The organism is Actinomadura syzygii (assembly GCF_008085905.1).
In the GTDB taxonomy this organism is placed as follows: domain Bacteria; phylum Actinomycetota; class Actinomycetes; order Streptosporangiales; family Streptosporangiaceae; genus Spirillospora; species Spirillospora syzygii.
Map to the genome: position 1 here is coordinate 151229 of NZ_VSFF01000013.1, position 14530 is coordinate 165758.

13 protein-coding genes are annotated in these 14530 nt (G+C 71.2%); 6 read left to right on the forward strand and 7 right to left on the reverse strand.

What is annotated here, in order from left to right; translation table 11 throughout:
* Position 1 precedes the first annotated feature (1 nt).
* The gene (locus FXF65_RS32670; RefSeq protein ID WP_148353925.1) at positions 2–2431 is read right to left on the reverse strand and encodes an ABC transporter permease; all 2430 of its coding nucleotides are present in this window, start codon (positions 2429–2431) and stop codon (positions 2–4) included.
* Complete coding sequence (locus tag FXF65_RS32675) at positions 2431–3192, reverse strand: ABC transporter ATP-binding protein (protein WP_187412621.1); 762 nt, start codon at positions 3190–3192, stop codon at positions 2431–2433. Before FXF65_RS32675 ends, FXF65_RS32670 begins: the two co-directional genes overlap by 1 nt.
* Positions 3193–3314: 122 nt before the next feature.
* Here FXF65_RS32675 and FXF65_RS32680 point away from each other — a divergent pair, with 122 nt between their 5' ends.
* Positions 3315–3920, forward strand: coding sequence for a response regulator transcription factor (locus FXF65_RS32680; protein WP_148353926.1), 606 nt, complete (start codon positions 3315–3317; stop codon positions 3918–3920).
* Here FXF65_RS32680 and FXF65_RS46005 read toward each other — a convergent pair.
* A complete protein-coding gene (locus tag FXF65_RS46005) occupies positions 3917–6121 on the reverse strand; it encodes a sensor histidine kinase (RefSeq protein WP_148353927.1) in 2205 nt (734 codons plus the stop codon). The two genes, FXF65_RS32680 and FXF65_RS46005, sit on opposite strands and share 4 nt — an antisense overlap.
* A 183-nt stretch (positions 6122–6304) precedes the next feature.
* Here FXF65_RS46005 and FXF65_RS32690 point away from each other — a divergent pair, with 183 nt between their 5' ends.
* On the forward strand, positions 6305–7141 hold the full coding sequence (locus tag FXF65_RS32690) for a class I SAM-dependent methyltransferase (protein ID WP_148353928.1): 837 nt from the start codon (positions 6305–6307) through the stop codon (positions 7139–7141).
* Between the two features lie 6 nt (positions 7142–7147).
* Here FXF65_RS32690 and FXF65_RS32695 read toward each other — a convergent pair whose 3' ends face one another.
* Both FXF65_RS32695 and FXF65_RS32700 read right to left on the reverse strand, forming a co-directional pair.
* Positions 7148–8143 carry an SRPBCC family protein gene (locus tag FXF65_RS32695; protein WP_148353929.1) on the reverse strand — a complete coding sequence of 332 codons (996 nt, stop codon included), beginning with the start codon at positions 8141–8143 and terminating at the stop codon, positions 7148–7150.
* Between the two features lie 10 nt (positions 8144–8153).
* Positions 8154–8945, reverse strand: coding sequence for an SRPBCC family protein (locus FXF65_RS32700; RefSeq protein WP_148353930.1), 792 nt, complete (start codon positions 8943–8945; stop codon positions 8154–8156).
* 578 nt (positions 8946–9523) lie between these two features.
* On the opposite strand from FXF65_RS32700, the gene FXF65_RS32705 reads away from it, so the two are divergent.
* The 4 genes from FXF65_RS32705 to FXF65_RS32720 all read left to right on the forward strand — a co-directional run bounded on the left by FXF65_RS32705 (position 9524) and on the right by FXF65_RS32720 (position 13489).
* On the forward strand, positions 9524–10771 hold the full coding sequence (locus tag FXF65_RS32705) for an extracellular solute-binding protein (protein ID WP_148353931.1): 1248 nt from the start codon (positions 9524–9526) through the stop codon (positions 10769–10771).
* On the forward strand, positions 10772–11716 hold the full coding sequence (locus tag FXF65_RS32710) for a carbohydrate ABC transporter permease (protein ID WP_246199278.1): 945 nt from the start codon (positions 10772–10774) through the stop codon (positions 11714–11716).
* A 73-nt stretch (positions 11717–11789) separates the two neighbouring features.
* Positions 11790–12605 carry a carbohydrate ABC transporter permease gene (locus FXF65_RS32715; RefSeq protein ID WP_148353932.1) on the forward strand — a complete coding sequence of 272 codons (816 nt, stop codon included), beginning with the start codon at positions 11790–11792 and terminating at the stop codon, positions 12603–12605.
* The gene (locus FXF65_RS32720) at positions 12602–13489 is read left to right on the forward strand and encodes an ROK family protein (RefSeq protein WP_148353933.1); all 888 of its coding nucleotides are present in this window, start codon (positions 12602–12604) and stop codon (positions 13487–13489) included. The genes FXF65_RS32715 and FXF65_RS32720 overlap by 4 nt, the downstream gene beginning before the upstream one ends.
* Here FXF65_RS32720 and FXF65_RS32725 read toward each other — a convergent pair.
* The gene (locus FXF65_RS32725) at positions 13486–13959 is read right to left on the reverse strand and encodes an SRPBCC family protein (protein WP_148353934.1); all 474 of its coding nucleotides are present in this window, start codon (positions 13957–13959) and stop codon (positions 13486–13488) included. The genes FXF65_RS32720 and FXF65_RS32725 overlap by 4 nt on opposite strands.
* Positions 13960–13999: 40 nt before the next feature.
* Complete coding sequence (locus FXF65_RS32730) at positions 14000–14479, reverse strand: winged helix-turn-helix transcriptional regulator (protein ID WP_148353935.1); 480 nt, start codon at positions 14477–14479, stop codon at positions 14000–14002.
* Positions 14480–14530 lie beyond the last annotated feature (51 nt).

Below are 14530 nucleotides of genomic sequence, written 5' to 3' on the forward strand. Positions count from 1 at the left end.
GCTAGTCGCGGGCACTGATCGTGTCGGCGGGACGCGCGGCCATGGCCGTCCAGGCGGGCAGGACCGTCGCGGCCCCGGCGAGGACGGCGCCCCAGGCGAGCACGCCCAGCAGGCCGAGCGGCGGGACGTGCGCTCCACCGCCGGTCATGCCCTTGCCGAACGCGGTGAGCGTCGCGAGGGCGATCGCGGCGCCGAGGACGCCCGCGACGGCGACGACGGCCAGGGTCTCCCAGCCGAGCATCCGCATGATCTGGCGGCGGGTCGTCCCGACGAGGCGCAGCAGCGCGAACTCGCGGGCGCGGCCCGCGGTGGCCATCGCGAGGGTGTTCACCACGGCGATCGCCGTGAACGCGAGGATCAGCGCCATCGCGACCAGGTTGACCTCGGCGTTCGCGCTCGCACCGGCCTCGGCGAGGGCGGCGGCGTCCGTCCCGGGCAGGCCCGCGGGCGACGTGCCGGCGATCAGCAGGAGGCCGCGCGGGTCGTCCACATGGGCGGCGAGCAGGTCGCGGGAGACGGTGAGGTCGCCGAAGCCGAGGCCCCGCTCGTACACGGCGATCACCGTGGGCGCGATCGGCGCGCCGTCGCCCAGGTCGAGGCGCAGCCGCTCGCCGGGCCGGACGCCGAGCCGGTCGGCGGCGGTCCGGCTCACGGCGATGGTAGACGGGTCCAGGCCCCGGAGGGAGCCTTCGCGGACGTCCAGGTCCATGGTCTGGTTCAGGCCCTCCGGCGTGACGCCCTGGATCGCGTAGTTCTCCAGGTCCACGCGGACGGTGCCGTGCAGGACCTCGGTCACGGCGGTCACGCCGGGCGCGCGGCGGATCTGCTCGGCCGTCGCGTGCGGCACCTTCGGGCCGAGGACGTGCGCGGCGATCGTGCCCTCGGTCGCCTGGCGCGTCGCGGCGTGGCCCATCGTCGTCTGCGCGAACAGGATCGTCGCGGTCAGCCCGGTCATCAGGGTGAGCGGCGTGACGACCGACGCGACCCGCCGCGCGCCCGCGCCGAGGTTCGCCGCCGCGAGGTGCCCGCCGACCGGCGACAGCCGCAGCGGCACCGCCAGGACGGCGACGGCGGCGCGGACGACGGCGGGGCCGAGCAGCGCCACGGCGGCCGTCCAGACGATCGCGGTCAGCACCGTGACCGGACTCGACGCCGCCTCCGTGTGCAGCCCGGACAGCACGGCCGTCAGGACGGCGGCCCCGGCGGCGACCGCGAGCCCGGCGGCGATCCGGACGGCGCCGAGCCGCCCCCGGGCGGGCGCGGCGTCGCCGAGCGCCTCGACCGGACGGATCCGGGCCGTCCGCCGGGCCGTGATCCGGGCCGCGGCGAACGCGGCGGCGACGGCCGCGAGCGCGGCGGCGGCCGGCGGGAACGGGCCGACGACCAGGTCCAGGTTCGGCGGCAGCGCGCCGAGCCCGCGGAACCGGTCGCGCAGCAGGACCGCGAGCGGCAGCCCGGCCGCCGCCCCGAGCGGTCCCGCGAGGAGCCCGACCAGCAGCGCCTCCCGGCCGATCATCCGGCGGACCTGGCGCGGCGTCGCGGCGACGGCGCGCAGCAGCGCGAGCTCCCGGTCGCGCTGCTGGACCGACAGGGCGAACGTCCCGGCCACGACGAGGATCGCGACGAGCAGGGCCGTCCCGCCGAGGGCGCCGCCCAGGCTGATCAGCTTGATCCGGGACTTCTCCGCGCCGAGGAACTCCGCCCTGCCCCGGTCGGCGCCGGTGTGGACGGTCGCCCCGGTGCTGCGCACGGCGTCCTCGACCGCCTGCCGCGGGCCGTGCGCGCCGATCGCGGTGATCTTGCCGTCCCGTCCGGACAGGCGGCGGGCCCGCGCGGTGGAGAAGAAGACGGCGGTCTGGTGGTCGAGGGCCTGCGCGGTGACGCCGACGACGCGGTAGCGCCCCGGAACCACCGACGAGACCTCCACGGTCGCGCCCGGCCGCAACCCCTCGGCGCGGGCCGTCGCGGCATCGATGACGATCTCGTCGTCCGCGCTCGGGGCGCGTCCGTCCCGGATGGTGAACGGGGTGAGCGCGGCGGACTCCCACCCGTGGCCCCACGATTCGCGGTCACCGCCGGTGGAGCCGCCGATCTCGGCCGGGAAGGTCACTTCGGTGACCACACCGCGCACGCCGTCCGCGTTCCGGACCTTGTCCGCGACGGACTCCGGCAGCCAGGCGCGTTCCGCGATGCCCTTCGCCTTGTGCTTCACCTTGCCCTTCTTCTTGACGAACGTCTTGTGGACGAACTGGTCCCCCGTGACGACGACCGGCGATCCCGCGTACCTTTCGGGCGCGACCGAGCCGCGCAGTCCCGTGTCGAGCAGGACACCGCACGCGCACACCAGAGCGGCGGCGCACAGAAGCGCGACGAACGCACCGGCGAATCCCGCCTTGCGGTGCCGCAGCGTGCTGAGAACGAGCCACATCATCACTTCCACGCCCCCAGCCGGGTCATGCGGGCCGCGACCCGGTCGCTGGACGGGGCGTCCATCGAGTCGACGATCCGCCCGTCGGCCAGGAACAGCACCGTGTCGGCGTAGGAGGCGGCGACCGGGTCGTGCGTGACCATCACGACCGTCTGGCCCATGTCGTCGACCGTCTCCCGCAGCAGCGTGAGGACGTCGCGCGCCGTCATCGTGTCGAGGGCGCCGGTCGGCTCGTCCCCGAAAACGACCTCCGGCCGCGTCACCAGCGCGCGGGCGATCGCGACGCGCTGCTGCTGCCCGCCGGAGAGCTGCGCCGGACGGTGCCCGGCCCGCTCGCCCAGCCCGACCCGGGCGACCACCTCGGCCAGCCAGTCCGCGTCGACCCGCGTCCGCGAAAGGCGCAGCGGCAGCGTGATGTTCTGCTCCACCGTCAGCGACGACACCAGGTTGAACGCCTGGAACACGAACCCGACGCGCTTCCTGCGCAGTTCCGTCAGCCTCGTCTCGTCCATCCCGGACAGGTCGGTGTCGCCCAGCCGGACGGTCCCCGACGTCGGCGTGTCCAGACCGGCCGCGCAGTGCAGGAACGTGCTCTTCCCCGACCCGGACGGCCCCATGACGGCGGTGAACCGTCCGCGCGGCACAGACGCCGTCACCTCCCGCAGCGCCGCGACCGCGCCCCGGCCCCGCCCGTAGACCTTGCTGACCGCCTCCAGCCGCACCGCGGCCGCCGTGCGCGTCCCCTCGATGACCCTCTCGTTCATGCCCTCAAGTCTTCTGACCTGGGCGTTCATGGGCCAGAGATGTGATCACCGGGCACCCGTGACCTCGTCATGGGTCGGGCCATGACGGCGTCGCTGGTACACCTGCTGGTAGACAGGGACGTGTGATCAAGGTGCTCCTCGCGGACGATCACCACGTCGTCCGCAGCGCCCTCGCCGGACTGCTCGGCCTCGAACCCGACCTGACCGTGGTGGCCGAGGTCGACCGCGGCGACGAGGTGCTGGCCGCGGCGCGCTCGGCCCGGCCGGACGTCGCCGTCCTCGACGTCGACATGCCCGGCCTCGACGGCCTCGCGGCGGCCGCCGCGCTGCGCGCCGAGCTGCCGGAGGTGGCGACGCTCGTCCTCACCGGGCACGGCAAGCCGGGGCATCTGCGCCGCGCCCTGACCGCCGGGGTCCGCGGCTTCCTGCTGAAGACCGCGCCGCCGGAGGAGCTCGCCGCCGGGATCCGCGCGGTCGCCGCCGGCGGCCGCGTCCTCGACCCGCGGCTCGCCCTCACCGCCTGGGACAGCGCCGACAACCCGCTCACCCCGCGCGAGACCGACGTGCTGCGGCTCGCCGCCGAGGGGGCCGAGGCCACGGAGATCGCCGCGCGCCTGCACCTGTCCGCCGGGACGGTCCGCAACCACCTGACCGCCGTCGTCGCCAAGCTCAACGCCCGGAACCGCACCGACGCCGCGCGCATCGCCGGTGAGGCGGGCTGGCTCTAGCCGATCGCGCGTTCCTTCGGACGGTCGCCCGTCCGCCGGCCGATCCTCGCCTCCAGGCGGAAGCGGCCCGTGCCGTCGGCGCGCGCGCTGAGCGTCCCGCCGTGCGCGGCGAGCCGCGTGGTCAGGTTCCCGATGCCCGATCCGGGCGGCGTGCGGGGCGCGTCCGGGTCGACGCCGTCGTTCTCCACGACCAGCCGTACGGCGTCGCCGTCCCGTTCCGTCCGGATGGCGCAGCGCGTGGCGGCGCTGTGCCGGAGCACGTTCGTCACGGCCTCGCGCAGGACGGCGCCGAGCACCGCCGACACGTCGCCGTCCACCCGGCCGTCCAGCGGGGCGTGGTCCGCGTCGGTCTCGACGCCCGCGGCCGTGAGCACGGACCGGGCGGACGCTACCTCGCCGTCCAGCGAGAGGCCGGCTTCGCCGCCGGTCGCGGCGCGGAGGTCTCCGCGGGCCCGCTCCGCCATCTCGACGACCTCGGCCAGTTCCCGGCGGGCGCGCTCCGGGTCGGCGTCCGCCAGCCGCCGCGCCAGCTCGCATTTCAGGAGGATCGCCGCCAGGCTGTGGCCGAGCAGGTCGTGCAGGTCCCGGGCCGCCCGCAGCCGCTCCTGGACGGTCGCGGCCCGCGCCAGCTCCGCGCCCGCGATCTGCAGATCGCGCACCAGCCTCGCCAGCCGGACGAACCCGTACACGACGAGGCCCGTCACCAGCGTGCTCACCGTGAAGTTGACGGTCGCCGCCGTCCCGAGGCCGAGCGCAGCCGCACCCGCCCCGACCCCGGCCATCGTCGCCGCCACGAGCGGGACGGCGGCCCGCGCCGGGAGCCCGACCAGGAACGTCCCCGCGAGGACGCCCGCGAGGCCCAGCCACGCCTCTCCGAACACCGGGACCGGCGCGACGCTGAGCACGGTCAGGACCAGCGGCCACCACCGGGGGCGGCCGGTGCCCGTCCAGACGAGTTGCGCCACCGCGACCAGCGCCAGGACGACCGCCGCCACGGCCCAGCGCGGCCCCCACGGGACGAGCAGCAGGCCCTTCACGCAGAACCCGGCCAGCACGGTCGCGAGCAGGGTCAGCGACAGCCGGTACGCCGCCTTGTCGGGGACGCTCACCGCGCGGTCCCCGGCGTCCACGACGGCCTCCACCGCGAACCGGCCGTCGCCGCCGAACCCGGCGGAGAACGCGCCGCCCGCGGCGCGGACCCGCGCCGCGGCCTCCGCCAGCCCGTCCGCGCCGCGTTCCGCCGTGCGGACGCCGTCGTTGACGACGCGCAGCACGACGGCCCCGCCGCGCTCGGACGTCTCGACCAGGCAGGACCGCGCCGTGCCAGCCCGGACCACGTCCGTGACGGCCTCCCGCAGCACCATCGCCAGCAGCGCCCCGGCCGGGCCGAGCGGTTCGCGGTGCCCGGTCCGCACCTCGGCGCGGACGTCCGCCGCCTCCAGCAGGGCCCGCGCCGCCGTCGCCTCGGGCGCCAGCGACATGCTCCGGAAGTCGGCGGCCGCGGCGCGGGCGTCGTTCAGCGACCGCCGCGCGACCGCCAGCACGTCCCCGATCGCCCCGGGTCGGATCGCCTCGGATCGGATGGCCTCGGGTCGCCCGGCCGCGCGCCGGGTGCCGTCGGAGACGGCGCGGAGCCCTGCGCCGAGGCCCCGGTTCAGCTCCGCCGCGATCCGCAGCCGTTCCCGGCCGACCGCCGCCATGGTGAGCGGCAGCCGCGCCGCCGCCGCGTCGTCCGCGCGGTCGGCCAGCCGGACGAGCCCGTACAGCACCAGCGCGGCCAGCAGGCACGTGATCGTGACGTCGACGCTCGCGCCGCCCCGCAGGACGTCGACGAGCGTCGCGCTGCCGACGACCCCGGCCGCCAGGGGCCACGCGGCCTTGGGCCGCGGGACGCCCGCCGCCAGCAGCGACCCGGCGACGAACGCGAGGATCACGGCCGACGTCCCGAACGCGAGGACGACGGTGTACGCGGCCAGGGCCTGTGCGGGGACGACCCACCCCCGCCGCCACCGCGCGAGCCGCGGCATGACCCAGACGAGGTGCAGCACGAGGACCGACGCGACCAGGGCTACCGCCGTGCCGATCCGCACGGCTCCGTCGGTCCGCGCCGGGGCCGCCAGCGCGTACACCCCGGCGAGCGCCGCCGGCACGACGCCGACGACGACCCGCGCGATCCGCGGATCCGGCCCCGCCTCAGCCAAGAACTTCGCTCCCCGTTAGAAGACGATCATTTTACCCGGGCGGTGGAGCGGCAGCGCGGGACGGGGCGCGGGCGGCGGCCGATCGTGTAATGCAACGGCGCCTTGATCGGAAATTTATTTTGCTCTGATATGATGGAGAAAATGGCATATATGCTCCCCCTTCGACGAAAGGGGAGCGGTTACATGGATGCGGGAAAGCCCAGCGCGACGGCGTTCTCTTCGGCGGCGGCGCGGGCCGCCCACCTGGTGGCCGACGACGAGCCGCGGATCTTCGCCGACACCGTGGCCGCACGGCTGCTCGGCGGCCGCGCGGACGAGATGATCGGCTACCACCGCGCGCAGGGCGCTCATATCATCCTCGCCGGGACGCGGGCCATCACGACCGTGCGGAGTCGGTATACCGAGGAACGGCTCGGCGGGCACACGCAGTACGTCATTCTCGGCGCGGGTCTCGACACCTACGGCTATCGCGGCGACGCCGGAGTCAAGGTGTTCGAGGTCGACTGTCCGGCGACGCAGGAATGGAAGAAGAGCCTGCTCGAATCGGCCGGAATTCCGGTGCCCGCGTCCGTCGCGTTCGTCCCGGTCGACTTCGAGTCGGACGATCTCGTCGCCCGACTCGAAGCCGCCGGACTCGACGCCGAGCGACCCGCGCTGGTGAGCTGGCTCGGCGTCAGCTTCTACCTCACCCGCGAAGCCGTCGCGGCGACCCTCGCCCGCGTCGGCCGGCTCGCGCCCGGGACCGAACTCGTCATGGACTACGCGCTCCCGGCCGGACTGCGGGACGCCGAAGGCGACGCCTACGGCGAAACAGCCGAACGGGTCGTCGCGGAATCCGGCGAGCCCTACCGGACCGCGTTCGCCCCCGGCGACATCGACGCCCTCCTCAAAGGACACGGGGCCGATGTCGCCGAGAACGTCCGCCTTGCCGACGCCGTTCCGCCGGAACTGTGGAGGCGCACCGATTCACTGCGCCCGTTCGACTACTTCCGGCTGGTCAGAGCGGTCGTAACCGGCTGACCCGGCTCAGTGGGCCTCTTCGTACTCGCGCTCCTCCTCGTCCAGGGCCTCCTCGTGCGTCCGGACGACCTCGCTGTCGTGGATCTCGCCGCGCCAGCCCTCGACGTCGTCGGGGTGCGTGAGCGACTGGGTCATCACATACCGGCGGAAGTGCTTCAGCTCCAGCCGGACGCGGCGGCCCTGCGCGCGCCAGAGGTTGCCGGTCCGCTCGAACAGCCCCTGCGGGTGGTATTCGAGGACGAGCAGGACGCGCGTCAGGTTCGCCGACAGCTTGTGGAAGCTGACGGTCCCGTCGACGTGGCCCTTCGGGCCCTTCGAGCGCCAGACGATGTGCTCGTCCGGGACCTGCTCGACGATGGTCGACTCCCACGTCCGGCTGGACCAGAAGACCTTCGCCTTCCAGTGCAGCTTCGTCTCGTCGGCCTGGTCGACGCTGACGACCTTCTTCATGAAGGCCGGGAAGTCCTGCAGCTGCGTCCACTGGTCGTAGACGAGGCGACGGGGCGCACCGATGTCGATCTGCTCGACGATGTTGGTGACCTTCACCTTCTTGCCGCCCTTGCCACCGCCCTTGCCCTTGCCCTTGTCGCCGACGCCGGGCAGGGCGGACGGCAGGGAGTCGGGCAGGGCGTCGCTCGCGGTGTCCTTGAGCCGTCCGAGCAGGCCGGAGCCGTTGTGCTCGGCGTTCCCGCCCGACTTGCCGCCGGACTTGCCGTTCGACTTCGCGTCCGACTTGCCGGACTTGGACTTGCCGGACGTGTCGTCCTGCTCCGCGGACGAGTCGCGCCGCCCGCTGATCGCCTTGGTCGCGGCGACCGCCGCGCTGGCGCCGAGCAGGACGCCTCCGGCCGTCCCGGCGGCCCGTCCCCCGCCGGGCACATTCTTCGTGATCCGGCTGAGGCCGCTGCTGCGGCGGCGGCCCGGCAGCCGTCCCGCGACGCTCCCGATGTTGTTTCCGATGTTGCCGACGGGCAGTCGGCCCGTCCGACTTCCGCGTTTCATTCTTCGCTCCTCATTCAGGGGTTGTGACGACCTCGCCGTCGCGGATCTCGCCGCGCCAGCCCCCGGCCTCGTCCGGCCGGGTCAGCGCACGCGAGGTCACGTGGCGGCGGAAATGCTTGAGTTCGAGGCGGACGCGGCGGCCCTGCGCGCGCCAGAGGTTGCCGGTCCGCTCGAACAGCCCGCGCGGGTGGTATTCGAGGACGAGCAGCACCCGCGTCAGGTTCGGCGACAGTTCGTGGAAGCTGACCGTCCCGTTCACATGTCCCTTGCGGCCCTTCGAGCGCCAGACGATGTGCTCGTCCGGGACCTGCTCGACGATCGTGGACTCCCACGTCCGGCTGGACCAGAAGACCTTCGCCTTCCAGTTCAGTTTCGTTTCGTCGGTCTGATCGACGCTGACGACCTTCTTCATGAAGGACGGGAAGTCCTGGAACCGCGTCCACTGGTCGTAGACGACGCGGCGCGGCACACCGATGTCGGTCTGCTCGACGATGTTGGTGACCCTCGCCTTGCGGCCGCGGCCGAAGATGCGGGCGAGGGTCTCCTTCAGGGCCGTCCAGCCGAAGCTCAGCAGCGCGCGGAACGGGGACTTCCCGTCGTGCAGCGCCGTGACCCCGGCCAGTGCCGCCCGCATGAGCGGACCGCCCTCCTCGGCCGCCGTCGTCAGCCGCCGGACGGCCCGTTCGAGCCGCCTCTCCAGCCGTCGGACGGCGGCGCGCGCCAGCCGTCCGGCCAGGCTCCGGGCCGACAGCACGGCGGCGGCTCCACCCGCGCCGGCTGCCAGGCCCGTCCGGAAGTTCATCTCGGCTCCATCTCGTGGCTGTCGTCCGGTCTCGGTACGGCGGCCGAAGTACCCGGTCAAAGAGCGGCAAAACAGGCACCAAGCCAACGGCGGGCCGGATGACCCGCGGCGACCGCCTCCGATGTCCGCGACAGGACGGGCGAGTGAACGGCGAGTGTGCGCTCAGAGTGAACGGAGGGACACTCCTGTTGGGCCGACCAGACCAGCCCAGCGTGTGCACCAGACCAGACAGCCCACCTCAGGATGGTCGATAACGGTTAAGACTCTTGCGTAATCGAACCCTTGAACTGGTACGGACCAGTGTTTATCTTCATGGCCACAACGCGCGTTTGTGTTCAAGGAGCATTCACATCGCGCACATTTTTTCATGCGCGAAGGGGGGCGCCGGGGCGGGTCCGGGATCGCCGGACGCACATCGTGAACATGTGATTCCCGACCGCAGTACTCGGCTCCCCGGGGTTGACGGAGCATTCGGAGCCGATCACGGCAGGGCGACCTCAGCGCAGGAAATACGGCACACCTCAGCACGGGCGCGCCTCCATGCGTCCACCATTGCAAGGCGGAGAAGGCGGGGACAGATGAAACGGCACCTCCTGGGCGTCGTAGCCGCGGGTCTGACCGTGGCGCTCGGCGTCAGCGGATGCGGCAAGGGCAGCTCATCGGACAGCGGTTCGGACGGAAAGACCATCAAGTTCGTCGCCGCGATCTACGACGACAACACGAAGCCCTACTGGGACGCGCTCATCAAGGACTTCGAGGCCAAGAACTCGGGCTACAAGGTCAACCTCGAGATGGTCGACTGGTCCCAGATGGACGCGAAGGTGAAGACCTACGTCCAGACCAAGCAGGTCCCCGACGTCCTGAACTACAACGCGTTCTCCGACTTCGCGCGGGACGGCCTCATCTACAAGGCGTCCGAGGTGCTGTCCCCGACGACGCTCAGCGACTTCACCCCCACGTTCGTCGAGCAGGCGAAGTACAACGGCGAGCAGTACGGCCTCCCGTTCATCTCCAGCGCCCGGCTGCTCTTCTACAACAAGGACCTCTTCGAGAAGGCCGGCATCAAGTCCCCGCCCGCCACCTGGGACGAGGTCAAGGCCGACGCGAAGAAGATCAAGAAGGGCAGCACGATCGGCTACGGTCTGCCGCTCGGCCCCGAAGAGGCGCAGGCCGAGTTCTACTCGTGGGCGATGAACAATGGCGGCGGCTGGGTCGACGCGTCCGGGAAATGGGCGATCAACCAGCAGGCCAACATCGACACGCTGACCTTCCTGAAGGACCTCAACAAGTCCGGGCTGACCCAGCCGAACCCGGAGAGCACCGACCGGAAGACGGTGTTCAACCAGTTCGCGCAGGGCAAGGTCGGAATGGCCATCGGCGGCCCGTTCACCAAGGCCGGATTCATCGACCCGGTGAACAAGAGCCTGAACTTCGGCGTCGCGCCGCTGCCGAGCAAGAGCGGCAGCGAGCACAACACGCTCGGCGTCATGGACGTTCTCGCCGCCTTCAAGAAGGACGACAGCAAGAACAAGGACGCCGTCAAGAAGTTCCTCGACTTCTTCTACCAGAAGGAGAACACCTCGAAGTTCCTCACCACCGAGGGCTTCCTTCCGGTGACGAAGTCGGCCGGTGACGCGCTCAGCGCCGACCCGTACATGAAGCAGTTCGTGGACGCCCTCCCGACGTCCAAGTTCGCCCCCACGACCAACCCGGCGTGGTCCGCAGTCGCGGGCGCGGTCAAGCAGGACCTCGGCAGTTCCGTCGCGAACAAAGACCCGAAGTCGGTTCTGGACAAGATCCAGGAGACCGCCGAGAAGGCCGGCTGAGTGCAGGATCTCAAGACCAGGCGGCGGGGGGCCGCCACCTCCCAGGCCCCCCGCCCCTCCCTGCTCCGCCGGACCGGACGGGCGCTGACGCCGCTGGCGTGGCTCGGCCCGTCCCTCGTGCTGATCTGCGTCGTCGTGCTGTGGCCCGTCATCGAGATGGTGCGGACGTCGCTGCAGCACATCACCTCGTCCGGCGTCACCGTCGGCTACAACGGCACCACCAACTACACCGACCTGTTCGACGAGGACGACCTGATCCCCGTCGTGCTGCGAACGCTGCTGTGGGTCGGTGGGATCGTGGTCATCACGATGACGCTGTCCCTCGCGCTCGGCCAGCTGCTGAACGCCCGCTTCCCCGGACGGCGCGTCGTCCGCTGGGCCGTCATCGTCCCCTGGGCGGCGTCGGTGCTGATGACGGCGCTGATCTGGAAATGGATGCTGGACAACTACTCCGGGCTCGTCAACCGCGTTCTGCTCGACCTCCACATCATCGACAAACCGGTGAACTGGCTGGCGCATCCGGGCCAGGCGATGCTGTGGATGATGTGGGTCGCGGTATTCGTCTCGCTGCCGTTCACGTCATTCGTGATCCTCGCGGGGCTCCAGACGATTCCGGAGGACGTGTACGAGGCGGCTCGGGTCGACGGCGCCAGCGCGTTCCGGACCTATTTCGGCATCACGCTTCCGCTGCTGCGCCCGGCCATTCTGATCGCGTCCATCATCAACGTCATCAACGTGTTCAACTCTTTCCCCATCATCTGGGCGATGACCGCGGGCGGGCCGGGCAGCGACACCGACACCACAACAACGTTCATGTACAAACTTGCCTTCTACGACCAGCACGTCGGCGAGTCCGGCGCCATGGCGGTCGTCAACTTCGCCCTGATCCTTGTCATGGTGTTGTTCTATCTGCGTGCCGCGCGCTGGCGGGAGGAGGTTCGATGACCGGAGCGAAGCGAGGATCATCGAACCTCCGGCTCGGGGGCCTGGGGGTCGCCCCCCAGAAAGGTAGGGGCCGATGACTCGCCGGGTCGTTCTCACCGGGCTCGGCTGGCTGGTCGCCTTCGTCTTCCTGCTGCCGTACCTACAAATGTTCATCACCGCGCTCAAGCCGGAGAAGGAACTGACGAAGTCGCCGGGCACCTACCTCCCGTCGCATTGGACGTGGTCGAACTTCATCGACGTCTGGTCGGCCGCGCCGGTCTGGACATATCTGCGGGTCTCGCTCACCGTCGCGGCCGCCGCGACTATCGTGACGCTCGCGTGCGCGATGCCCGCCGCGTACTACACTGCGCGGAACCGTTTCCGCGGGCGGGGGGCCTTCCTGCTGCTCGTCCTGGTGACGCAGATGTTCGCGCCGACGGCGCTGGTCATCGGCATCTACCGGGAAATGGTCGCGCTCAACCTGACCGACACGCTGCTCGCGCTGATCCTGGTGAACGCGGCGTTCAACCTGCCGTTCTGCATCTGGATCCTGCACGGCTATTTCTCCAGCATCCCGAAAGAGCTGGAGGAGGCGGCCTTCCTGGACGGCGCCGGGCGCGTCGGCGCGCTCACCCGCGTCACACTGCCCATTTCCATGCCGGGCGTCGTCACCGCGATCGTTTACACGTTCATCGCGGCGTGGAACGAGTACATCGTGGCGTTGACGGTCACCGCGTCGCCGGACCGGCGCCCATTGACCGTCGGCGTCCCGTCGTTCGTGACGCAATACCAGGCGCACTGGCAGTTCCTTTTCGCGACGTCGCTGATCGCGATCGTGCCGGTCGTCATCCTGTTCATCTTCATCGAGCGCTACCTCATCGGCGGCCTCACCGCGGGCTCGGTGAAATGAGCCTGATCGGACTCGACGTCGGCGGGACCACGATGAAGGCCGCCATCACCCGGGACTCCGCGGTGGTGGCGACCGAGTCGTGGCCCACCGACCACGTGGACCCGGTGGGCGGCATCCTGGACTTCGCCGCCCACCTGGTCGCGCGCGCCGCCGCAGTCGGCTCTCCGGCCCGCGCCGCGGGAATCGCCGTCCCCGGGATCGTGGACGAGAAGGCGGGCGTCGCCGTCAATTCCGCGAACCTCGGTTGGCGGGACGTGCCCATGCTGGAACTGGTGCGGGAACGCATCGGGATTCCCGTCGCGATCGGCCAGGACGTTCGCACGGGCGGCCTCGGAGAGGCCGTTCTCGGCGCGGGCCGCAATGCCGGGGACTTCGTCTTCGTGGCCATCGGCACCGGCATCGCCGCCGCCCTCATCATCGGCGGCACACCGTATTCGGGTGTCGCCGGCTGGAGCGGTGAGATCGGTCACGTGGTCGTCCGGCCGAACGGCGAGGATTGCGCGTGCGGCAACCGGGGCTGCCTGGAGACGTACGCCTCCGCCGCCGCGATCTCCCGCCGCTACGGCGGCAACGTCCCAGCTGAGGAGGTCATAGCCCGAGCCGACAAGAACGAGGAAAAGGCAGCGCGGGTCTGGACGGAAGCCCTCGACTGCCTGGCGGACGGCCTTGCCGCCACAACGCTCCTCATGGACCCGGGCCTGATCATCCTGGGCGGCGGCCTGGCGAAGGCGGACCGAGGACTCCTCGAACCGCTCGAATCACGCCTCGCGGCCCGGCTGACGTTCCGCCCGCCTCCCGGCCTCCTGCACTCCGAACTGGACGACCAGGCAGCCGTGAAGGGCGCAACGATCCTGGCCGCCCGACTGGTGGAGGACTCGCCCTAACCCGTTCCGCGCTCGCCGCGTTCGACGAATCTCGCAAGGTTGTCCAAGGCCATTCGGGTGCCGAGTTCGTTGTCCGCGGCGGGCACGCTGTCGGGCATCCCCTCGTGCAGAACGGTCACGTCGGTGGCTCCGTCCGCGTCGGCGAGTGTCGTGGTCATCGTCATCTCGCCGTTCAACTCCGGGTCGTCGGTCTCGAATTGAAAGACCTCGACCACCTGCTCGTCCCGTACGAGCTTCACGAACCGGCCGTGGTAGGTGTCGGTGTGGGCGGACGTCTTTCCGGTCGCGGTCGGCTCGTCATAGGTCAGCGAGATGCGAAAGGCGCCGCCTTCACGTCCGTCGAACTCGTGCACCCGGCTGGTCATGCCGTCCGGCACCCGCCAAGCCGCGATCGCGTCCCCGTCGAGAAGCGCCCGGTACACCACGGGACGCGGCGCGTCGATGCGACGGGTGACCTGCGTCGAGTACATGGACCTACCTCTACCACGATGCGGGCCGCGTCTCAGGGATCTACCTTGCCCCAGGTTGCGGGCTCTGGTCCTTCCGCTGGACAGCGGTCGTGTCGATGCTCGCGGGTGCGCCGTGGGAATCGGTGGCGCGTAGCTGCGCGAGCGGGAGTCCGCTCTCGTCGACGAGGACCGAGTGGGCCTCGTCCGGAGCGAACGCATGACGTTCGCCCCACTGGCGCATGGCCACGATGACGGTGAAGAGGTCGCGTCCCACGTCGGTGAGTACGTAGACCTGCCGACGGCCTGACGGTGCCGTCCGCCGGTCGAGGATGCCGCGCTCGACCAACCGCCGGAGGCGGTCGGTGAGGATGTTGCGCGCGATCCCGGTGCACCGCTGGAAGTCGGTGAACGACCGGGCGCCGTCCATCGCGTCGCGAATGATCAACAGGCTCCACCGCTCTCCGACGAGGTCGAGCGCACGGGCGACCGGGCAGCTGGAGTCGGTCCAGTCCATGTCGCCGAGGCGGGCGGTGGCGGTCATCACACCTCCAGATGAGTTGCGGATTGAAACTATTCTGCCGTACGGTCAGCT